The sequence below is a fragment of the Amycolatopsis sp. NPDC051106 genome, from assembly GCF_040682775.1.
Lineage (GTDB): Bacteria > Actinomycetota > Actinomycetes > Mycobacteriales > Pseudonocardiaceae > Amycolatopsis.
Window position 1 is genome coordinate 56,559 of record NZ_JBFBBQ010000002.1, and the last position, 19,324, is coordinate 75,882.

The window sequence follows — 19,324 nt, forward strand, 5'->3', positions numbered from 1 at the left end:
TTCACTGCGTCCGGGTGAGCCGGCGCGGTCTAAGCGGCGCCGACGCGGCGGTCGAAGACCAGGCCCTGAGCCGCCCGGAGCCCGACGCTGATCGCCCCCGTCAGCACCGCGTCCTCGCCCAGTTCGCCCTGGACCACCTTCGGCACCAGCGGCGTGAACGCCCGCAGCGCGCGGTCCAGCGGCTCCAGCAGCAGATCCGCCGCGGCCCCCATCCCGCCGGCCAGGACGATCAGCTCCGGGTCGATCACCGCCGCCACCGAGGCCACCGTGTACGCCAGCCGGTCCGCTTCCGCCTCCAGGGCGCGCCGGGCCAGTTCGTCGCCTTCACGGGCCAAGCGGAACACCTCGCGGGCCGATTTCGCCGTGCCCAGGCCGAGTTCGCGGGCGCCGCGGACCACCGACTGGGCCGCCGTCGCCTCTTCGAGGTGCCCGCGTGCGGGCGGGGAGCCGGGGGAGTCGGCCGCGCGCGTGCGGCCGTACGGCAGGTAGCCGATCTCGCCCGCCGCGCCCGTCGCGCCGCGGAACACCCGGCCGTCGACCATCATGCCCATGCCGACGCCCGTGCCGATCGTGATGCAGCCGAACACCGACGCCCCGCGCGCGGCGCCGCTTTCGCCCTCGCCGACCGCCGTCAGGTTCGCGTCGTTCTCCACCATCAGGTCCGGGCCCAGCGCCGCTTCGAGGTCGTCGATCAACCCGGCCCGGCCCCAGCCCGGCAGGTTCGGCGCGTGCCGGAAGCAGCGCTTCTCCGGATCGGCGACGCCGGGGGAACCGACCACGCGGACAACGATGTCGGCCGGCGACAACCGCGCCTCCGCGACGGCCGAAGCCGCGATCTTCCCGACCGCCGTGACCAGCGCGGCGCCGGAACGCGCCGTGTTGCGCTCGTCGCGGCGCGCGACGATCGTGCGGCCGAGGTCCGACACCGCGACGCGCAGGTGCTCGCGTCCGATGTCGACGCCCAGCACGTACCCCGCGGTCGGGTCGGCCTCGTACAGCACGGCCGAGCGTCCGGTACCGGTGGACGTGTGCCCGGTCGGGCGCGCCAGCCCGGCGGCTTCCAGCGCGAGCAGCGCCTGGCTGACCGTCGGCTTCGACAGCCCGGTGTCCTTGGCCACCTGCGGCCGGGTCGCCGGTCCGCCGCGGCGGAGCAGGTCGAGCACCGCCCGCTGGTTGATCTTGCGCATCCCGGCGGGGGTCCCGACCGTTGGAGCATCTACGCCGGCCACCCGTGCCCGCCTCCTGTCGTCCGCTTGCTTGCTGCCACGCTAGCCGCCCGGGGCCCGGTTCCGCCGGAATACGCCCGCTTCCGGACCGGTTGACCGGGGCATGAGCACTCCGGTACGCGGCCGGGTCCGCGTGGCACAAGGCGCGAAGCGGGTACGCGTGTTCCTCGGCGGGCAGGTCGTCGCGGACACGGTGCACCCCCTTCTGGTGTGGGAAGTCCCGTACTACCCGACGTACTACTTCCCGCGCGCGGACGTCGTCGGCGGCGTTCTCGTCCCCTCCGGCCGGACCTCGCACTCGCCCAGCCGCGGAGAAGGCGTTCTGTCGACGATAAAGGGTGGCGGAGCCGAGGCGGTGGACGCCGCGCTGGAATACCCGGATTCGCCCATCGAGGAGCTCCGGGACCACGTCCGCTTCGAGTTCGGCGCGTTCGACTGGTTCGAAGAGGACGAACAGATCTTCACGCACCCGCGTGACCCCGGCGTCCGCGTCGACATCCTGCCGAGCTCGCGCCACGTCCGGATCGAGGTCGACGGTGTCACCGTCGCCGACACCGTGCGGCCGCACCTGCTCTTCGAGACCGGCCTGCCGACCCGCTACTACCTGCCCCGCGTCGACGTCCGGATGGACCTGCTCGAAAAGATCGACGCCGTGACGCACTGCCCGTACAAGGGCGCGGCCGACCACTTCGACGTGGCCGGGCACGAGGACCTCGCGTGGAGCTACCCGACACCGCTGCCGGAGAGTGAGCGCGTCGCCGGCCTGATCGCCTTCCTGGACGAGAAGGTCGACGTCTACGTCGACGGTGTCCGCCAGGAGCGGCCGAAGACCAAGTTCGCCTGAACCTCAGCGCGCGGCCTTTTCGGCCCGGGCGCGCACGATGCGCGGGTAGCGGATGGTGAAGGCGACGGGCACGGCGAAGCCGAGGACCTTGAGGGTGATCAACGCGGCCGTCGCGTGCGGGGCGTAGTTCAGCAGCGCGATGCCGGCGAGCCCGGTGACGGTGAAGCTCGCGGCCCACACCAGCGTGATGACCACGTTGACCCGCTTGAAGATCGGGTTGTCCCAGAGTTCCGGCGGCGTCATCGTCCGCGCGATGCCGAGCGTGAACGGCCGGCCCAGCGCGAGCGAGCCCCAGGCGGTGAGGGCCAGCCAGGCGTCGGTCAGCGCGCCGGTGTAGGTCTTCAGCGGCGACGCGGGGAAGACGAAGGCGACCGCCGTGAGCAGGGCGAAGAAGGCGAGTGCGCTCCACTCGATGATGAGGGCGTCCGCTTTGCGGCCTTCGCGGCGGGCGAGCACGAGGAGCGCGGCCGAGATGACGAGCCCGGTCAGGCCGGACCAGCGCCAGTCGAACTGCGTCGCGACCACGGCGAACGCGATCCACGGAAGGAAGCTCTTCAGGTAGTTCATGCCGGTCTCCCGCAGACGTTCCAATTGTGACAGGTCGAAACTAGAACCTCCTGGATAGACATGTCAATAGTGGAGTGTCATGATGGGCGCATGAGCCTTCGACACGCGGTCCTCGGCATGCTGGCCGACGAGCCCGGAAGCGGCTACGACCTGCTGAAGCGGTTCGAGCGGGCGATGGCCAGCGTCTGGCCCGCGACGCAGAGCCAGCTCTACGGCGAGCTCGGCAAGCTCGAGGCGGCGGGCATGATCCACGTCCTCGCCGAGGGCCCGCGCGGGCGCAAGGAGTACGAGATCACCGAGGCCGGGCTCGAGGAGCTGCGGCACTGGCTGGTCGACGTCGACCCGGGCGGGCCGCCGCGCAGCGCCGGTCTGCTGCGCGTGTACTTCCTCGGCTCGGTCTCGCCGGCGCAGGCACGCGGCTACGTCGCGTCGATGGGAGAGTCGGCACGGGCGCGCGAAGAGCGGCTGCACGAGCTGGAGGCCTCGATCGACTGGGGCGACGACAACCAGTCGGTCTACGGCCGCCTGGTGCTCGAGTGGGGAAAACGGTTTTCGGTGATGCAGCGCGAGTGGGCGGAATGGGCGGTCAAGCAGGTCGAGTGAGGGTCGTATAACGCCCTATACGGTGCGTCTTCTCCGGGTCGGACGGCGGAACCCGGTCCGAAACCGGAACGGCGGGACGCGCGGTGCGCGCCCCGCCGTCGTCGGCCGTCAGCCGTCCGAGGACCGCTTCCACAGGTTGATGTCCGCGTCGGTCGCGTGGCCGTCGATCTCGGTCAGCTCCTCGGAGCTGAACTCGAGATTGCCGAGCGCGCCGACGTTGTCCTCCAGCTGCTTGACGCTGCTCGCGCCGATCAGCACCGACGTCACGCGGTGGTCGCGCAACGCCCACGCGAGCGCCAGCTGGGCCAGCGACTGCCCGCGGCGCCCGGCGATCTCGTTGAGCGCGCGGACGCGGCCGAGGCGGTTCTCGTCCAGGGTGTCCGGGTCGAGGGACTTGCCCTGTGCCGCGCGCGAATCCGCGGGGACGCCCTGCAGGTACTTGTCCGTCAGCAGGCCCTGCGCCAGCGGCGAGAACGCGATGCAGCCCGCGCCCGCCTCTTCGAGGGTGTCCAGGAGGCCGTCCTCCTCGATCCAGCGGTTCAGCATCGAGTACGACGGCTGGTGGATCAGCAGCGGCGTGCCGAGCTCGCGCAGGAGGCGTGCCGCCTCGGCGGTCCGCTCGGAGTTGTACGACGAAATCCCGACGTAAAGCGCTTTCCCGGCGCGGACGGCGGAGTCGAGCGCCCCGACGGTCTCCTCCAGCGGGGTCTCGGGGTCGAAGCGGTGCGAGTAGAAGATGTCGACGTAGTCCAGGCCCAGCCGGCCCAGCGACTGGTCCAGCGAGGACAGCAGGTACTTGCGGGAGCCCCACTCGCCGTACGGGCCGGGCCACATGTCGTAGCCGGCCTTGGTGGAGATCACCAGCTCGTCGCGGTACGGCTTGAAGTCCGTGGCCAGCAGGCGCCCGAAGTTCTCCTCCGCCGAGCCGTACGGCGGGCCGTAGTTGTTGGCCAGGTCGAAGTGCGTGATGCCGAGGTCGAACGCGCGGCGGGTGATGGCGCGCTGGGTCTCCAGCGGGCGATCGTGGCCGAAGTTGTGCCACAGCCCGAGCGAGATCGCGGGCAGCTTGAGCCCGGACCGCCCGGTGCGCCGGTAAGGGATCGATTCGTATCGGCCGGAAGCCGCAACGTAGGTCACGCGCCCGATGCTAACCCGCTCGTCGGGTACGCTCCTGGTGAGCGACCGCTTAGGAGGCACGTGGTGGGCACGGGATTCTTCACCTCCGTCGACGACGTGTCGGCGAAGCTGGCCGAGGCCGGCTACCTGGCCTCGACGGCGGTGGCGACCACGGTGTTCCTCGCCGACCGGCTCGGCAAGCCCCTGCTGGTCGAGGGCCCCGCGGGTGTCGGCAAGACGGAGCTGGCCAAGGCCGTCGCCCAGGTCAGCGGCTCGCGCCTGGTGCGCCTGCAGTGCTACGAGGGCATCGACGAGGCCCGCGCGCTGTACGAGTGGAACCACGCGAAGCAGCTGCTGCGGATCACCGCCGGCCGCGACGAGACGTGGGAAGACGCCCGCACCGACATCTTCGGCGAGGAGTTCCTGCTGCGCCGCCCGCTGCTCACGGCCATCTCCTCGGACGAGCCGACCGTGCTGCTCATCGACGAGACCGACAAGGCCGACATGGAGGTCGAGGGCCTGCTGCTCGAGGTCCTCGGCGACTTCCAGGTGACCGTGCCGGAGCTGGGCACGATCACCGCGACGCGCGCGCCGTTCGCCGTCCTGACCTCCAACGCGACGCGTGAGCTGTCCGAGGCCCTGCGCCGCCGCTGCCTGTTCCTGCACATCGACTTCCCGGACGAGGACCTCGAGCGCGACATCGTCCGGCTCAAGGTCCCGGGCATCGACGCCGCCCTCGCGGATTCCGTCGTCCGGGTGATCGCCGCCCTGCGCGCGATGGACCTGCGCAAGCTGCCGTCGGTCGCCGAGACCATCGACTGGGCGCGCACGCTGCTCGCGCTCGGCGCGTCCACGCTGGACGAGCAGGTCGTGCGGGAAAGCCTCGGCGTCGTCCTCAAGCACCAGGACGACATCGCCAAGGCCGGCGCCGGCCTGAAGCTCGAACAGGTCCTGGACGCGTCGTGACCGGCGGCGTGCCGGAGCGGCTCGCCTCGTTCGTCAAGGCACTGCGGGCCCAGGGCATCCCGGCCGGTCCCGCCGAGACGGTCGACGCCGCGGCCGCGCTGGAAGTGCTCGGCATGGACGACCGCTCGCTGGTCCGCGAAGGCCTGGCCGCCGCACTGGTCCGGCGCGGTGGGCAGCGCGCGGTCTTCGACGCCGCGTTCGACCTGTACTTCCCGGCCGGGATCGGGGCGCCCGAACGCGCCCGCGAAGACCAGCCGTCGACGCTCGAAGAGCTGCGTGACGAGCTGGCCGCCGCGCTCGCGGACGGCGACCGGCAGGCGCTGGCCCAGCTCGCCGGGCTCGCGGTGGACATGCTCGGCCAGTACGGCTCGGCGTCCGGCCCGGGCGGCGGGTTTTCGGCCCACCAGACGCTGGAGCGGCTCCAGTCGCAGACGCTGATCGCGCGGGTGCTGGCCGCGGTGCGGGGTGGCGGCGCGCGCGGCGAGTTCACCGACCGGCTCGACCGCGACGAGATCCGCCGCCGCGTCGAAGGGTTCCGCGGGCAGGTCCGCACCGAGGCACGCCGGCGCGCGGCCGAGGTGCGGGGCCGCGAGCGGGTGGCCAAGCATGCCATCGCGCCCGCGGCCGACCGCGTCGACTTCCTCATCGCCAGCCGCACCCAGCTCGCCGAGCTCCGGCGGACGATTCAGCCGTTGTCCCGCAAGCTCGCGACGCGCCTCGCCGCCCGCCGCAAGCGCACCACACGCGGGCAGATCGACCTGCGCCGCACCCTGCGGCGGTCGCTGTCCACGGGTGGCGTGCCGTTGCGCCCGGCCTACCGCCACCGGCGGCCCGGCCGGCCCGAGATCGTGCTGCTGTGCGACCTCTCCGGCTCGGTGGCGGGCTTCGCGAACTTCACCATGCTGCTGGTGCAGGCCCTGCGCGACCAGTTCAGCAAGATCCGCGTGTTCGCGTTCGTCGACAGCGCGGACGAGGTCACCCACCTGGTCACCGGCGGCGGCGCCGACCCCGAGCACCTCGGCGCGCGCATGCTGTCGGAAGCGGCGCTGGTGCGCTGGGACGGCCACAGCGACTACGGCGGCTCGCTGCGCCAGTTCACGGCGAACTGGCTCGACGCGGTCGGCCCGCGGACGTCGGTGCTGATCCTCGGCGACGCCCGCACCAACGGCGGCGACCCGAACCTCGACGCCGTCCGCGAGATCAAGGCCCGCGCCCGGCACGTCTACTGGCTGAACCCGGAGCGGCGCTCGCTGTGGTCGACCGGCGACTCGGCGGCGCTGGAGTACGCCGAGGTCGTCGAGATGCACGAGTGCCGCACGGTGCACCAGCTCGGCACGCTGGTCACCCGCCTGCTGCCGGTGTGAGCCACGTGTCGATGCCGCGCAGCATCGATTCCTTCGTCGCTTCGGGCGCGAAGGACGCGATGACGCTTGCCCGCGCGAAGTCCGCCATCACCGCGTCGTCGTAGCCGAAGGCATCCCGGACGCGGGCGTACTCCGCCGCCAGGTTCGCGCCGGTGACCGACGGGACGTCGGTGTTGAGCGTGACCGTCAGCCCCGCGTCGAGGAGCCGGGGGAGCGGGTGCCCGGGGAGCGACGGCACCAGCCCGAGCGTCACGTTCGACGACGGGCAGACCTCCAGCGCGAGCCCCCGGTCGCGGACCTCGGCGACCAGCTCGGGGTCGTCGAGGACGCGGATGCCGTGGCCCAGCCGTTCGGTGCGCCCGATGTCCAGGGCCTCGCGGATGCTGTCCGGGCCGGCGTCCTCGCCGGTGTGGTGCAGCAGGTGGATGCCGGCCGCACGGGCCTTCTCGAAGATCGCCGCGAAGGGACGCAGGGAGTGGTTTTCCTCGCCGGCCATGCCGATCGCGAAGACTTCGCCGTACCGCACCGCGAGGTCGAGGGTGCGCTCGGCCCGGTCGACCGACCGGCGTCGCGAATGGTCCAGCAGCAGGCGCCATTCGAGCCCGGACGTGCTCGCGCGTAGTCCTCTGAGGACGGATTCGAGCGGCATTTCCAGGTCGCCCAGGCGTTCCCCGTGGGACGCCGCGGTGAACGTGACTTCGGCGTAGCGCGTGCCCTGGGCGGCCTCGTCTTCGCAGTACTCGCGGGCGACGCGCTCGAAGTCCTCGGGTCGCCGGAGGCAGGCCCGGACGAGCGCGTTGTAGTCGGCGAAGGCGCGGAAGCCGTCGAACACCGGGGGCTCGGCCGGGACGTCGACACCGTTGGCCTCGCCCAGTTCGCGCAGCGTGCCCGGCCGGATGGTGCTCTCCAGGTGGACGTGCAGATGGGCCTTCGGCAGGGTGGCGAGGTCGCGCATGATCGCGACCCTAGGGGTGACCGGTGCGGGTCCGCTTCGCATTTTTGAGCCCGGTGACGGTCCGTCACGCCGTGCTCGGAGGTTTGGCCGTCGTCACACGGGGAACCTTCGGGTGGTTCGTCCGCGTTGTCAGGATGACCGAAACCCGATGAGGGAGGACCACCGTGCCGTTGATGCGCAGACTGACCATGTTGGCCGGGGCCGCGGGCGCGGCTCGCGCCTACGCCAAGAAGAACCCCGAAAAGGTGAACCAGTACGTCGGCAAGGCCGCGAAGTTCGTCGACGACCGGACCAAGGGCAAGTACCACGACCGGATCGCCGGGGCGGTCCGCAAGGTCAACTCCGTGACCGGGCCGGACGGACGGCCGGGACCCGGGCCGGCCGCCCGCTAGGTCACTCGGCGGTCAGCACCTCGAGGACACCTTCGCCGTACTTGGCGAGCTTGTTCTCGCCGACGCCGCTGACCGTGCCCAGGTCGGCCAGTGAAGCCGGCCGTTGCGTGGCGATCTGGCGCAGTGTCGCGTCGTGGAAGATGACGTACGCGGGCACGCCCTGCTCCTTCGCGACGCCGGCCCGCCAGGCACGCAGGCGCTCGAACAGCGGGGCCGCCTCCGCGGGCATGTCCGCCGCGGGGGCGGCCTTCCGCGTGCCGCGGACCTTCGCGGCCGCCGTGCGCTCGGGTTCGCGGCGCAGCATCACCTGGCGGTCACCGCCCAGCACTTCGGCGCTGGCCTCGGTGAGCACCAGGGAGCCGTAGTCGCCTTCGACCGCGAGCAGGCCCTGGGCCAGCAGCTGCCGCACCACCGCGCGCCACTCCGGCTCGCGCAGCTCGGTGCCGATGCCGAACGTCTTGAGCGTGTCGTGCTGGAACTGCGTGACCTTCGGCGTGGACTTGCCGAGCAGGATGTCGATCACCTGGCCGGCGCCGAACTTCTGGCGCCGTTCGTTGCGCAGCCGCACGATCGTCGACAGCAGCTTCTGCGCCGGGATGGTGCCGTCGAACTTCTCCGGCGGGCTCAGGCACGTGTCGCAGTTGCCGCAGGGCTCGCCCTTCTGCCCGAAGTAGTTGAGGATCTGCACGCGGCGGCATTCCACCGTCTCGCACAGCGCGAGCATCGCGTTCAGGTGCGCGCCCAGCCGGCGCCGGTGCGCGTCGTCGCCCTCGGACGTGTCGATCATCTTGCGCTGCTGCACGACGTCCTGCAGCCCGTACGCGAGCCAGGCGGTGGACGGCAGGCCGTCACGCCCCGCGCGGCCGGTCTCCTGGTAGTAGCCCTCGACGGACTTCGGCAGGTCGAGGTGCGCGACGAACCGGACGTCCGGTTTGTCGATGCCCATGCCGAACGCGATGGTCGCGACCACGATCAGCCCGTCCTCGCGCAGGAACCGCGACTGGTGCTTCGCGCGGGTGCGCGCGTCGAGACCCGCGTGGTACGGCACCGCCGGAATTCCGTTCTGCACCAGGAATTCCGCGGTCTTTTCGACCGAGTTCCGGGACAGGCAGTAGACGATCCCCGCGTCGCCCGGGTGCTCGGTGCGCAGCAGCTCCAGCAGCTGCCGCTGCGGCGAGTTCTTGCCGACGATCCGGTACTGGATGTTCGGCCGGTCGAAGCTTGCGACGAAGTGGCGGGCCTCGTCGAGGTTCAGCCGGGCCGCGATCTCCTTGTGCGTGGCCTCGGTCGCGGTGGCGGTGAGCGCGATCCGCGGCACGTCCGGCCAGCGCTCGTGCAGCGCGGAGAGCTGGAGGTAGTCGGGCCGGAAGTCGTGGCCCCACTGGGCGACGCAGTGCGCCTCGTCGATCGCGAACAGCGAGATCTTGCCGCGGTCGAGCAGCCGCACGGTGGATTCCACCGAAAGCCGTTCCGGCGCCAGGTAGAGCAGGTCGAGCTCGCCGGACAGGAACGCCGACTCGACCTCCTGGCGGGCCGCGTAGTCCTGGGTGGAGTTGAGGAAACCGGCGCGGACCCCGGCGTCGCGCAGCGCGTCGACCTGGTCCTGCATCAGCGCGATGAGCGGCGAGACGACCACGCCGACGCCGGGCCGCACCAGCGCGGGGATCTGGTAGCACAACGACTTCCCGCCACCGGTGGGCATCAGCACGAGCGCGTCGCCACCGGCGATCACGTGCTCGACGATCGCCGCCTGGTCGCCGCGGAAGCTGTCGTAGCCGAACACGCGCTGAAGGGTCTCCAGCGCTTCGGACACCGTTGCCGTCTCGGGGGCTGCCACGCGGCCGAGTCTAGAGCCGGGGTCCGACAACTTCCGGCCGCCCTCTCCGGCGCGGCGCCCCGGCGGCCGGATGACACACTGATCGCGATGGACGAGTACTTCCCGGTTCCCGACCTGGCCGCGCATTTCGCCGGCGAGTGGCGGCTCGACCGCGAAATCCTCACCGCCGGCGGCGAGCCTGCGGGCGAGGTGACCGGTACGGCCACCTTCACCGAGGAGGACGGCGTCCTCGTCTACCGCGAAGCCGGCGAGATGCGGCTCGGCGCGTACACCGGCCCGGTGACCCGCACGCTGCACTACCGGCCCACCGCGCCCGGCCGCGCCGACGTGCACTTCGACCACGGCGGGTTCTTCCACGCGCTCGACCTGCGCGCCGGGCACTGGGAAACGGACCACCCCTGCCGCGCCGACCTCTACCGCGGGAGCTACCGCGTGCTCGACGCGAGACGCTGGCGGCAGGAATGGGCGGTCCGCGGCCCGGCGAAGGACCACCTGATCGTCACGCGGTTCAGCCGGCCGACGGGCTGAGCAGGTCGCCCAGGTCGATCCGGCGCAGGAACTCGCTCCGGATCCGGTCGCCGACCTCCGCGACCAGCCACCCACCGTCGTCGGCGGGATCGATGTGGACGCGGAACGGCCGCTCGCCCTTGGGCAGGCCGACCACGCGCGCCAGCTCTCCGGCGACCTTCGCGACGTCCGCGCCGGACGGGGTGATCTCGGCCAGCTTCCGCCCGACGTGCTCGCTCAGGCCGGCGTAACGCTCTTCGTAGGCGGCTTCGACGGCCTGGTCGGCCGGGTGCCCGGCGTGCGGGAAGTGGTTGGTGCCGGAGGTGAACGCGCCGGGCACCACGATCGTGGTGTCGATGCCGAACCGAGCCACTTCGGCGGCGTAGGAGACGGCGAGGCTGTCCATCGCCGCCTTCGCCGCGAAGTACGGCGCGAGATACGGCGGCGTGCCGCCGCGGACGCTGCTGCTCGACACCCACACCAGCAGCCCGTCGCGTTGCGCGCGCAGGTGGGGCAGGGCGGCGCGGTTGACGCGCTGGGTGCCGATCGCGTTCGTGTCGTACAGCTCGGCGAGCTGCCCGGGCGTGAACGCCTCGGCCGGGCCCAGCGCCATGTGCCCGGCGTTGTGCACGACGACGTCCAGCCGGCCCTGGTCGGCGACGATCCGCTCGATGGCGGCGTCCGCCGACTCCTGGCTGGAGACGTCGAGCTCGACGGTGCGCAGGTCCGCGCCGTGCTCACGGGCGAACGCGGCGGCCGCGTCGACCTGGGGCGCGTTGCGGCCGCCGGTGTCGCGCATGCCCGCGTAGACGGTGTGCCCGGCCCGGGCCAAGGCCCGGGCGGAGAGGGCGCCGATCCCGCTGGAGGCGCCGGTGACGACGATGATCATGGTTCGCTCCTTGGTGGTCGGCGGGGTGCTCAGACGATGCCGCCGTTGGCGCGCAGCACCTGGCCGTTGACCCAGCGGGCCGGTCCGGCGAGGAACGCGACGACCTCGGCGATGTCCTCGGGCTTGCCGAGCCGCTCGAGCGGCGGCTGCTGGGCCATCCGCTCGATGGTCGCCTCGTCCTTGCCGTCGAGGAACAGCGCGGTCGCGGTCGGCCCGGGGGCGACGGTGTTGACAGTGATGTCACGGCCGCGCAGCTCGCGCGCCAGGATCATGGTGATCGCCTCGACCGCGCCCTTGGTCGCGTTGTAGATGCCGTAGCCGGGCAGGTTCAGCCCGAGCACCGACGTCGAGGTGGTGATCACCGCGCCGCCGTCGCGCACCCGCTTCGCGGCCTGCTGGGCCACCGCGAACGTGCCGCGGATGTTGGTGCGGTGCACGCGGTCGAGGACCTCGAAGTCGGTGTCGGCGATCGGCGCCGGCGCGTTCATGACGCCGGCGAGGTGGGCGACGACGTCGACGCCGCCGAACGTGGTCTCCGCGGTGTCGAACAGCTCCGCGACCGCGGCCGGGTCGCCCACGTCGGCGCGGACGGCGATCGCCCGGCCGCCCCGCTCGGTGATGGCGTCGACGACCGCCTGGGCCTCCTGCTCGTTGCCGGCGTAGTTGACGACGACCGCCATGCCGTCGGCGGCCAAGCGCTCGGCGACCTGGCGGCCGATGCCGCGGGAGCCGCCGGTGACGATCGCGACGCGGGGTTCGGTGGTGTTCATGGTTCCTTCTTCCGGTCAGGGCGGTGGTGGTATCACCGCTTCCGTCGTTCTGTTACCGATGATAGCACGACGATGGTAACGGCGCTAGTCGCACGGTGTTATCGTCGTTACATCCGCCGCGGTGGTCGGCATCCGGCCGTATCCGCGCCGCCGGTCGGCCGAATCGCGGGCGAACGCAGTTTTCGGGCACCGGTGCGCGGGAACTCCGGACGCGTCGGGGGCGACATCCGTGAAGGAGTGTTTTGGCAATGCCCACATGGCTGATCGTCGTGATCGTCGTCGTGGCCGTCGCGGTGCTCGGCGCCGTGATTTGGCTTGTGACGCAAGAGATGCAGCGAAAGCGTCTGCAGCAACGGTTCGGCCCGGAGTACGACCGGACGGTCGAGGAGAGCGACAACCCGCGTGCCGCGCAACGAGAACTCGCCGAGCGCGAGCGCCGGCACAAGGAACTCGACATCCGCCCGCTGTCGGCGTCGGCACGTGAACGCTACGCCCGCGAATGGGCGCAGGTGCAGGAAAAGTTCGTCGACGAGCCGATCACCGCGGTCGCCGACGCGGACCGGCTCCTCGTGGCGCTGATGGGCGAACGCGGCTACCCCACCGAGGGGTACGAGCAGCAGCTGTCCGATCTTTCCGTGCGGCACGCCAAGACGCTCGAGCACTACCGCGCCGCGCACACCACGCAGCAGAAGAGCGACGGAGCGTCCACTGAGGACCTTCGCGACGCGATGGTTCGCTACCGCACCGTCTTCGAGGACCTGCTGACCGACGGCGCGGACGACGACCACCACGACCGTCGCAACGGGCACGACCGCAACGGGCACGACCGTGACCGCGCCGACCGCGGCGAGGCCGAAGCCCGCGACGGCGAAGGGGGCGAGGTCCACGAAACCCACGAGACCGGACAGCACGAACGCCAGGCGTCCGCACAGCCGCGGACCGAGTGGAACGGAGGACGCTGACCATGACCGAGCACCTGACCCGGCACAGCGCCGAACACGACGACGACTTCACGGGGCGTGAGGACGTCCGCCAGCCGGACGGCACCGGAGTCCCCGGCGCGGAGAGCGCCGACTTCCGGGAACCCGCCGCCGGGGAGAGCTACGACGACGAGAGCCGCGCCGACGAGGGCGACCACAGCCTGAGCACCGCCGACCTGGCTTCGGCGTCCGCCCAGCCCGCCGGCTCCCGTACGGACACGGACACCGACACGGACGCCGACACCGACACCGAGGCGGACCGGGACACCAGGCCCGCGGAGTCGGGCGGTGACATCGAGGCCCCGCCGCTGATCGACGAGGAGAAGATCACCGGCTTCCGGGACCGCTGGCAGAACGTGCAGACCGGCTTCGTCGACGACCCGAAGCAGGCGGTGCACCAGGCCGACGAGCTGGTCGCGGCCGTGATCAGCGCCCTCGCCACCACGTTCGCCGAGCACAAGAGCGAGCTCGAAGGCCAGTGGCGGCAGGGTGAGCCGGCCACCGAGGAACTGCGGATCGCGCTGCGCCGCTACCGCTCGTTCTTCGACCAGCTGCTGCCGCGCTAGCCGGATCCGTTTGCCGGCGGGCATGATCGGGTAGCACGCCGGTGAACGGGTTCAGCAACGGGAGGCAGCCGATGAACGTGGCCGATCTGCTGGTCGACGGGTTCGGCCGGGTCCGGGAGAACGTGCACGCGGCGGTGGAAGGGCTCACCGCCGAGCAGCTCCGGACCCGGCTGGACGACGGGGGCAACTCGATCGCCTGGCTGGTGTGGCACCTGACCCGGGTCCAGGACGACCACGTCGCCGACGTGGCCGGGACCGAGCAGGTGTGGACCGGCCAGGACTGGCTTTCGCGGTTCGGTCTCCCGTTCCCGGCGGGTGACACCGGCTACGGGCACCGCCCGGCCGACGTCGAAGCGGTCCGGGTCGACGAGCCGGACCTGCTCACCGGGTACTACGACGCCGTTCACGAGCAGACGGTCCGGTTCGTCGAGGGACTCGACGGACAGGCGCTCGACCGGATCGTCGACGAGGCCTGGGACCCGCCGGTGACCCTGGGCGTGCGGCTCGTCAGCGTCCTCGACGACGACATCCAGCACGCCGGGCAGGCGATGTTCGTCCGCGGTGTGCTGGAGCGCCGCTAGTCTTCGTAGCCCTCGCCGCGGTGGTCGGCCAGCCGCCGCGGCCCGGGTCCGTCGACGCCGAGCCGATCGCCCGGGTTGGCGAGCCGGCACTTGGCCAGGGACATGCAGCCGCAGCCGATGCAGTCGGTGAGCTGGTCGCGCAGCTGTTCCATCTGCCGGATCCGCGCGTTCAGGTCTTCCTGCCAGCACTGCGAGATCCTCGCCCAGTCGGCCCGCGTCGGCGTGCGGTCGTCGGGCAGCAGGGCGAGCACCTCCCGGATCGTCGACAAGGGCATCCCGACCCGCTGGGACATCCGGATGAAGGTCACCCGCCGCAGCGCGTCCCGGCAGTAGCGGCGCTGGTTGCCCGCGGTGCGGCGGCTGCGGATGAGGCCTTCGTCTTCGTAGAACCGCAGGGCCGACGCGGGAACCCCGCTGCGCCGGGAGAGTTCGCCGACGGTGAGGTCGGGCAGCGTCCGGGCCGGGGCGTTCACCATGCTTCCCAGCCAACCACAGCCGCGCACTTGACTTCAAGCGAGCTTGAGGTTCGATCCTGGGCCGGACGGCAACAACGCCGCTGTGCCAAGGAGGATCTGTGTCCGAAGCTCCCGTGCGGGTCGCGGTGATCGTGGGAAGTGTCCGCGAAGGACGGTTCGGGCCGGTGGTGGCGGACTGGCTGGCCGGCGTCGCGGGCGACCACGGCGGGTTCGAGGCCGACGTCGTCGACCTCGCCGAGACCGGCCTCCCGATGGTGCTGCCGGCGTTCGGCGCGGTGCCGGCCGCGTCGGTCGTGGCCGAGGTCGCGAAGGTGACGCCGCGGCTCGAAGCGGCCGACGCGTTCGTCGTGGTCACCCCGGAGTACAACCACAGTTATCCGGCGTCGCTGAAGAACGCGATCGACTGGCACCGCACGGAGTGGACGGCCAAGCCCGTCGCCTTCGTCTCCTACGGCGGGATGTCGGGCGGCCTGCGCGCGGTCGAGCACCTGAGGGCGGTCTTCGCCGAGCTCCACGCCGTGACGATCCGCGAGACGGTCAGCTTCCACGGAGCCCACGCCCGCTTCGGCGCGGACGGGCAGCCGACGGACGAGGCCGCGGCGGTCGCGGCGAAGGCGATGCTCGACCAGCTGAGCTGGTGGGCCCGGTCGCTGGCGGAGGCCCGGACGGCCCGGCCGTATCCCGGGGCTTGACCGGGCCGACGCCCGGTCCGAGGTGGCTGATCTCTCCGGGGTAGCGCGCAGTCCACAGTAGACAGGCCGGTCAGAACGCCTGGCACGCCTGGTACGGCAGCCGGACGTCGGTCCCGGAGAGCGAAATGACCCCGTCGGTCGAGTAGCCGCCCTGGGCCGCCAGCGCCGCGAACGCGGTGCAGACGAGCTGGTTGATCCCGGCGCCGCTGATCGGCTTCAGCGGGAACGGGACGGTGATCGCCGGCGGTGAACCGGGGGACAGGACGATCGGCCCGGACCGGCGCGGGAGGTCCGTCCCGTAGCCGTCGTCCGCCTCGTCGGGGGTCGGTCCGGCCAGCAGCAGCGAAAGGGCGTTCTCGACGCCCACGGTGCCGGTCGACCGCGACACCGGGGCCACCCGCCCGCCGATGACGAAGTAGAGGATCACGTCGGCGCCGCGCCCGCTGACGCCCGGGTTCCGCAGCGTCGGCGCCGGCCCGGCCGGGACGACGCCCGTCGGTTTGATGCCGCACGCGCTCACCACCAGCAGCACGACCAGGATCAGGAGCTTCTTCACCGCGCCTCCCCGATGCCGGCCGCCCGGGGCAGGCGCAGCTCGAAGCGAGCGCCCGTGCCGGTGTTGGCCGCGACGATGTCGCCGCCGTGCAACCGCGCGTTCTCGCGTGCGATGGACAGGCCGAGCCCGCTGCCCTCCGAGCGCGCCCGGGCCGTGTCCGCCTTGGCGAAGCGGTCGAAGACCCGGGGGAGCACCTCGTCGGCGATGCCCGGCCCGTGGTCGGTGACGGTCAGCACGACGTCGCCGCCCTCCGCCCGCAGCACCACCTCGACCGGGGGCGCGCCGTGCCGCAGCGCGTTGCCGACGAGGTTCGCCACGACGATGTCCAGCCGCCGCCTGTCGAGCGCGGCCGTGATCCCGGCCGGCAGGTCGGCGACCACGGCGGCGTTTTCGGAACCGATCTCCCAGCCGCGCGCGGCGAGGCTGTCGGTGACGGCGGCGGCGACGTCCAGCGCCTCCCGGCGCAGCTCGGCCCGGCCGGCGTCGAACCGCGAGATCTCGATCAGGTCCTGCACCAGCCGGGTCAGCCGCTTCGTCTCCGCCGACACCAGCCGCGCGGCGACCGCGGTGTCCGCCGGCAGCTGGCCGGCGTCCTCGTCGAGGACGTCGGTGACGGCGTTCATCGCCGCCAGCGGCGTCCGCAGCTCGTGGGAGACGTCGGCGACGAACCGCCGCGCGTCGGCCTCCATCGCGCGCAGCGTGCCGACCGTGCGCTCCAGCTCCGCCGCGGTGTGGTTGAACGTCGTGACCAGCTGCGCGAGCTCGTCGGCGCCCTTGACGCGCAGCCGCACGTCGAGCCGGCCCCGGCCGAGCTGGTCGGCCGCGGTGTTGAGCGCGCGGACCGGCCGCAGCACCTGCCGCGCGGCCAGCAGGGCCACCCCCACCGCGAACGGCAGCGCGAGCGCGGAGACCAGCCAGGCCTGGCGGGCCAGTTCGTCGATCGCGGCCTGCTGCTGGTCCAGCGACGCGCCCGCATAGACCTCGAGGCCAGTCGTCGTGCCCGAGCTGGTCTGCACCGGGATCCCCACGTAAAACTGCGGGAACCCGTGGGCGTCGACCCGCTGGAACTGCGTGTACGTGCTGGTCGCCACGGCCTGGCGCAGGTCGGCGGGCACCTGGTCCGGGGGCATGCCCGAAGACGAGTACATGTCGTGGTAGACGACGAGGGCGCCGCTGGGCTTGAGCGCGGAGGCGAACGCGTCGAGCGTGGCCTGGGACGGCGGCAGCGACACGGTCGGCAGGTAAGCGACGATCTGGTCGCGCAGCTTGAGCATCGTCTGGTCCTGGATGCCCTTGAGGATGGCGTTGCGCGCGGAGACGTAGCTCGCGCCGGCCGCGGCGGTGGCGCCGAGGATCATGATGACCGCGAAGGCGGCGACCAGCCGGGGCCTCAGCCCGGCCAGCCACGAGCGGACCTGCCGGATCACGACCGGCCGAACCGGTAGCCGAACCCCCGGACCGTCTGCACGTGCTCGGGCTTCGCCGGCACGTCTTCGATCTTCGCGCGCAGCCGCTGCACGCACGCGTCGACGAGGCGCGAGTCGCCGAGGTAGTCGTGGTCCCAGACGGCGGACAGGATCTGCTGGCGGCTGAAGACCTGGCCGGGCGTGCGCGAGAGCTCCAGCAGCAGCTTCAGCTCGCTCGGGGTCAGCGAAACCGGGACGCCGCGCTTGGTCACCTCGAGCGCGGCGCGGTCGATGACCAGGTCGCCGTGGCGTTCCTCGGGCTGCGGCGGTTCGTCCGGCCGCTCCGCGACGGCGCGGCGCAGCACGGCCCGGATCCGCGCGTCCAGCACCCGGGGTTCGACCGGTTTGGCGACGTAGTCGTCCGCGCCCGCTTCGAGCCCGGCCACGACGTCGAAGTCGTCGCTGCGCGCGGTGAGCATGATGATCGGGATCGGTCCCGACGCGCGCATCCGGCGGCACGTCTCGAAGCCGTCCATGCCGGGCAGCATGAGGTCGAGCACCACGATGTCGGGGTGCTGGTGCACGAGCACCTCGATGCCGAGCTCACCCGACTCCGCGGTGTGCACCACGTGTCCCTGCCGGCGCAGGGCCAGTTGCAGTCCTTCCCGTACCGCCGCGTCGTCCTCTACCACCAGTACCTCGGCCACGGCGCCATTATTCGGAAAAGCGCACGTCGTGGCGACCCGGGCGGATCTTGTAGCAAAACCATGACATCGCCCTGACGGGATCTCGAAATGCCGCAGCCAGACTCGGGGACATGGCAGTGATCATCTCCGAGGTACGCCCCGCCACCCCGCCGGCCGGCCGCCACGCGCTCGTGACCCGGGCCGTGTCCCGCACCGCCGTGCTCGCGGCGAGCGCGGCCGGGTTCGCCCTCGCGTTCGTCGCGGCCTACCTGCTCTTCGTCCGCACCGAAGCCGGGCGCGGCGTCGAGAACGGCGTCGTCCGCAGCGCCCAGTCCGCGGGGACGACGGTCGAGTGGGCCAATCCGCTGCGCGACACCGACCTGGTGGTCGTGCTCGGCGGCGTCGCGGTGCTGCTGGTGGTGATCGCCCTGGCGCGGCGCCGATTCGCGCTCGGCGTGACGGCCCTGCTGATGCTCGCCGCGCCGCTGATGGTGGCGCAGCTGCTCAAGCTGTACGTCCTGGACCGCCCGAGCACGGGCGACCGGTTCGGCGTCGCGAGCCACAACAGCTTCCCCAGCGGGCACGTCAGCGCGGCGATGGCCGTGCTGGTGGCGCTCGCGATCGTCCTGCCGCGCCGCTTCCGCCCGCAGGCCCTGGTGGCCGGCGGGATCGGCGTCGCCTGGGTCTCGGCCGCGGCCGTGGCGCTGGGCTGGCACCGGTTGAGCGACACCGTCGGCGGCTGTCTCCTGGTCGCCGCGGTCACCTGCGCCGGGGCGGCGGTGGTGTCCGCCCGCCGCCCCGACGGTGACCGGGTGCCACCGGTACCGGTGCTCTGCGGCCTGCTGGCGCCGGTCGCGCTGGTACTGGCGGGATACCTGGTCCTCGGGACGGCGACGTCGGGTGCGGCCCAGTTCGTCGCCGCGATGGTGCTCGCGGCGTTGTCGGCGATGGCGGTGGTGCTGCTGTTGCTGGCACCGTTGCGGCGGGTGGCGTTCGATCCGGCGGAGGCCCGGGTCCGGCGGCTCCGCCGCCGCTGACCGGCCCCGGTTCGGGGTCATCCGGGCGGTCGGCCGGGGGCTTGGGTGGGCGGCTGGTGCACCCGGACAGTCGGCCGGTGTGCCTGGAGGGTCGGCTGGCGTGCCTGGACGGTCGGTCGGCGTGCCTGGACAGTCGGTTCGCGTGCCTGGAGGGTCGGCTGGCGTACCTGGACGGTCGGTTCGTGTGCCGGGAGGGTCGGCTGGCGTGCCTGGAGGGTCGGTTCGCGTATCTGGAGGGTCGGTTGGCGTGCTTGGGACGGCATCTTGCGTGTCTGGGCGGGCATCACGTGTGATTGGAGGGGCATCAC

General features: G+C 72.1%; 22 protein-coding genes. 11 read left to right on the forward strand and 11 right to left on the reverse strand.

Annotated features, from left to right (window positions below):
* Window positions 1–29: 29 nt before the first annotated feature.
* Window positions 30–1,229 carry an ROK family protein gene (locus AB0M83_RS01870; RefSeq protein WP_364510965.1) on the reverse strand — a complete coding sequence of 400 codons (1,200 nt, stop codon included), beginning with the start codon at window positions 1,227–1,229 and terminating at the stop codon, window positions 30–32.
* 100 nt (window positions 1,230–1,329) lie between these two features.
* Here AB0M83_RS01870 and AB0M83_RS01875 point away from each other — a divergent pair, with 100 nt between their 5' ends.
* Window positions 1,330–2,070, forward strand: coding sequence for a DUF427 domain-containing protein (locus AB0M83_RS01875; protein WP_364510968.1), 741 nt, complete (start codon window positions 1,330–1,332; stop codon window positions 2,068–2,070).
* A 3-nt stretch (window positions 2,071–2,073) separates the two neighbouring features.
* Here AB0M83_RS01875 and AB0M83_RS01880 read toward each other — a convergent pair whose 3' ends face one another.
* Window positions 2,074–2,637 (reverse strand): hypothetical protein, encoded by a 564-nt coding sequence (locus tag AB0M83_RS01880; RefSeq protein ID WP_364510971.1) that lies wholly within the window; start codon window positions 2,635–2,637, stop codon window positions 2,074–2,076.
* Window positions 2,638–2,727: 90 nt separating this feature from the next.
* Between AB0M83_RS01880 and AB0M83_RS01885 the strand changes: the two genes are divergently transcribed.
* Window positions 2,728–3,240, forward strand: a complete 513-nt coding sequence (locus AB0M83_RS01885; protein ID WP_364510974.1) for a PadR family transcriptional regulator — start codon at window positions 2,728–2,730, stop codon at window positions 3,238–3,240.
* 108 nt (window positions 3,241–3,348) lie between these two features.
* Here the strand turns inward: AB0M83_RS01885 and mgrA are convergent, their stop codons facing one another.
* Complete coding sequence (gene mgrA / locus AB0M83_RS01890) at window positions 3,349–4,377, reverse strand: L-glyceraldehyde 3-phosphate reductase (RefSeq protein WP_364510977.1); 1,029 nt, start codon at window positions 4,375–4,377, stop codon at window positions 3,349–3,351.
* 63 nt (window positions 4,378–4,440) lie between these two features.
* Between mgrA and AB0M83_RS01895 the strand changes: the two genes are divergently transcribed.
* Window positions 4,441–5,322: a MoxR family ATPase gene (locus tag AB0M83_RS01895; RefSeq protein WP_364510980.1), complete on the forward strand. Its 882-nt coding sequence runs from the start codon at window positions 4,441–4,443 to the stop codon at window positions 5,320–5,322.
* On the forward strand, window positions 5,319–6,686 hold the full coding sequence (locus AB0M83_RS01900; protein ID WP_364510983.1) for a VWA domain-containing protein: 1,368 nt from the start codon (window positions 5,319–5,321) through the stop codon (window positions 6,684–6,686). The genes AB0M83_RS01895 and AB0M83_RS01900 overlap by 4 nt, the downstream gene beginning before the upstream one ends.
* Here AB0M83_RS01900 and add read toward each other — a convergent pair.
* Entirely contained in the window at window positions 6,664–7,641 is a 978-nt protein-coding gene (gene add, locus AB0M83_RS01905) for an adenosine deaminase (RefSeq protein WP_364510986.1), read from the reverse strand. The two genes, AB0M83_RS01900 and add, sit on opposite strands and share 23 nt — an antisense overlap.
* Window positions 7,642–7,805: 164 nt before the next feature.
* On the opposite strand from add, the gene AB0M83_RS01910 reads away from it, so the two are divergent.
* On the forward strand, window positions 7,806–8,033 hold the full coding sequence (locus AB0M83_RS01910) for an antitoxin (RefSeq protein WP_285998111.1): 228 nt from the start codon (window positions 7,806–7,808) through the stop codon (window positions 8,031–8,033).
* 1 nt (window position 8,034) lies between these two features.
* On the opposite strand, the gene recQ is transcribed toward AB0M83_RS01910, so the two are convergent.
* Window positions 8,035–9,870 (reverse strand): DNA helicase RecQ, encoded by a 1,836-nt coding sequence (gene recQ / locus AB0M83_RS01915; protein WP_364510989.1) that lies wholly within the window; start codon window positions 9,868–9,870, stop codon window positions 8,035–8,037.
* An 87-nt stretch (window positions 9,871–9,957) separates the two neighbouring features.
* Between recQ and AB0M83_RS01920 the strand changes: the two genes are divergently transcribed.
* Window positions 9,958–10,398 carry a DUF6314 family protein gene (locus AB0M83_RS01920; protein WP_364510992.1) on the forward strand — a complete coding sequence of 147 codons (441 nt, stop codon included), beginning with the start codon at window positions 9,958–9,960 and terminating at the stop codon, window positions 10,396–10,398.
* Here AB0M83_RS01920 and AB0M83_RS01925 read toward each other — a convergent pair.
* On the reverse strand, window positions 10,379–11,266 hold the full coding sequence (locus AB0M83_RS01925) for an SDR family oxidoreductase (protein WP_364510995.1): 888 nt from the start codon (window positions 11,264–11,266) through the stop codon (window positions 10,379–10,381). The genes AB0M83_RS01920 and AB0M83_RS01925 overlap by 20 nt on opposite strands.
* Before the next feature lie 29 nt (window positions 11,267–11,295).
* Complete coding sequence (locus tag AB0M83_RS01930) at window positions 11,296–12,036, reverse strand: SDR family oxidoreductase (protein ID WP_364510998.1); 741 nt, start codon at window positions 12,034–12,036, stop codon at window positions 11,296–11,298.
* A 248-nt stretch (window positions 12,037–12,284) separates the two neighbouring features.
* Here AB0M83_RS01930 and AB0M83_RS01935 point away from each other — a divergent pair, with 248 nt between their 5' ends.
* The 3 genes from AB0M83_RS01935 (at window position 12,285) to AB0M83_RS01945 (ending at window position 14,163) form a co-directional block, all read left to right on the forward strand.
* Entirely contained in the window at window positions 12,285–12,998 is a 714-nt protein-coding gene (locus AB0M83_RS01935) for a hypothetical protein (RefSeq protein WP_364511000.1), read from the forward strand.
* 2 nt (window positions 12,999–13,000) lie between these two features.
* A complete protein-coding gene (locus AB0M83_RS01940) occupies window positions 13,001–13,582 on the forward strand; it encodes a hypothetical protein (RefSeq protein WP_364511003.1) in 582 nt (193 codons plus the stop codon).
* Window positions 13,583–13,653: 71 nt separating this feature from the next.
* Window positions 13,654–14,163: a DUF664 domain-containing protein gene (locus AB0M83_RS01945; RefSeq protein WP_364511006.1), complete on the forward strand. Its 510-nt coding sequence runs from the start codon at window positions 13,654–13,656 to the stop codon at window positions 14,161–14,163.
* On the opposite strand, the gene soxR is transcribed toward AB0M83_RS01945, so the two are convergent.
* Window positions 14,160–14,639 (reverse strand): redox-sensitive transcriptional activator SoxR, encoded by a 480-nt coding sequence (soxR, locus tag AB0M83_RS01950; RefSeq protein WP_364511009.1) that lies wholly within the window; start codon window positions 14,637–14,639, stop codon window positions 14,160–14,162. The genes AB0M83_RS01945 and soxR overlap by 4 nt on opposite strands.
* A 98-nt stretch (window positions 14,640–14,737) precedes the next feature.
* Between soxR and AB0M83_RS01955 the strand changes: the two genes are divergently transcribed.
* The gene (locus AB0M83_RS01955) at window positions 14,738–15,331 is read left to right on the forward strand and encodes an NAD(P)H-dependent oxidoreductase (protein ID WP_364511012.1); all 594 of its coding nucleotides are present in this window, start codon (window positions 14,738–14,740) and stop codon (window positions 15,329–15,331) included.
* Window positions 15,332–15,401: 70 nt separating this feature from the next.
* On the opposite strand, the gene AB0M83_RS01960 is transcribed toward AB0M83_RS01955, so the two are convergent.
* The 3 genes from AB0M83_RS01960 to AB0M83_RS01970 are packed head-to-tail and all read right to left on the reverse strand — an operon-like array spanning window position 15,402 to window position 18,000.
* The gene (locus AB0M83_RS01960; protein WP_364511014.1) at window positions 15,402–15,887 is read right to left on the reverse strand and encodes a hypothetical protein; all 486 of its coding nucleotides are present in this window, start codon (window positions 15,885–15,887) and stop codon (window positions 15,402–15,404) included.
* On the reverse strand, window positions 15,884–17,314 hold the full coding sequence (locus AB0M83_RS01965; RefSeq protein WP_364511017.1) for a HAMP domain-containing sensor histidine kinase: 1,431 nt from the start codon (window positions 17,312–17,314) through the stop codon (window positions 15,884–15,886). The genes AB0M83_RS01960 and AB0M83_RS01965 overlap by 4 nt, the downstream gene beginning before the upstream one ends.
* Window positions 17,311–18,000 carry a response regulator transcription factor gene (locus tag AB0M83_RS01970; protein ID WP_364511019.1) on the reverse strand — a complete coding sequence of 230 codons (690 nt, stop codon included), beginning with the start codon at window positions 17,998–18,000 and terminating at the stop codon, window positions 17,311–17,313. Before AB0M83_RS01970 ends, AB0M83_RS01965 begins: the two co-directional genes overlap by 4 nt.
* Window positions 18,001–18,116: 116 nt before the next feature.
* On the opposite strand from AB0M83_RS01970, the gene AB0M83_RS01975 reads away from it, so the two are divergent.
* Window positions 18,117–19,016, forward strand: a complete 900-nt coding sequence (locus tag AB0M83_RS01975) for a phosphatase PAP2 family protein (protein ID WP_364511698.1) — start codon at window positions 18,117–18,119, stop codon at window positions 19,014–19,016.
* Window positions 19,017–19,324 lie beyond the last annotated feature (308 nt).

What these genes read in the sequence shown, in the direction of transcription:
- AB0M83_RS01925 (WP_364510995.1), bottom strand. Translation starts at nt 11,266, where the DNA reads ATGATCATCGTCGTCACCGGCGCCTCCAGCGGGATCGGCGCCCTCTCC.
- soxR (WP_364511009.1), bottom strand. Translation starts at nt 14,639, where the DNA reads ATGGTGAACGCCCCGGCCCGGACGCTGCCCGACCTCACCGTCGGCGAA.
- AB0M83_RS01885 (WP_364510974.1), top strand. Translation starts at nt 2,728, where the DNA reads ATGAGCCTTCGACACGCGGTCCTCGGCATGCTGGCCGACGAGCCCGGA.
- add (WP_364510986.1), bottom strand. Translation starts at nt 7,641, where the DNA reads ATGCGCGACCTCGCCACCCTGCCGAAGGCCCATCTGCACGTCCACCTG.
- AB0M83_RS01930 (WP_364510998.1), bottom strand. Translation starts at nt 12,036, where the DNA reads ATGAACACCACCGAACCCCGCGTCGCGATCGTCACCGGCGGCTCCCGC.
- AB0M83_RS01935 (WP_364511000.1), top strand. Translation starts at nt 12,285, where the DNA reads ATGCCCACATGGCTGATCGTCGTGATCGTCGTCGTGGCCGTCGCGGTG.
- AB0M83_RS01945 (WP_364511006.1), top strand. Translation starts at nt 13,654, where the DNA reads ATGAACGTGGCCGATCTGCTGGTCGACGGGTTCGGCCGGGTCCGGGAG.
- AB0M83_RS01920 (WP_364510992.1), top strand. Translation starts at nt 9,958, where the DNA reads ATGGACGAGTACTTCCCGGTTCCCGACCTGGCCGCGCATTTCGCCGGC.
- AB0M83_RS01940 (WP_364511003.1), top strand. Translation starts at nt 13,001, where the DNA reads ATGACCGAGCACCTGACCCGGCACAGCGCCGAACACGACGACGACTTC.
- AB0M83_RS01880 (WP_364510971.1), bottom strand. Translation starts at nt 2,637, where the DNA reads ATGAACTACCTGAAGAGCTTCCTTCCGTGGATCGCGTTCGCCGTGGTC.
- AB0M83_RS01875 (WP_364510968.1), top strand. Translation starts at nt 1,330, where the DNA reads ATGAGCACTCCGGTACGCGGCCGGGTCCGCGTGGCACAAGGCGCGAAG.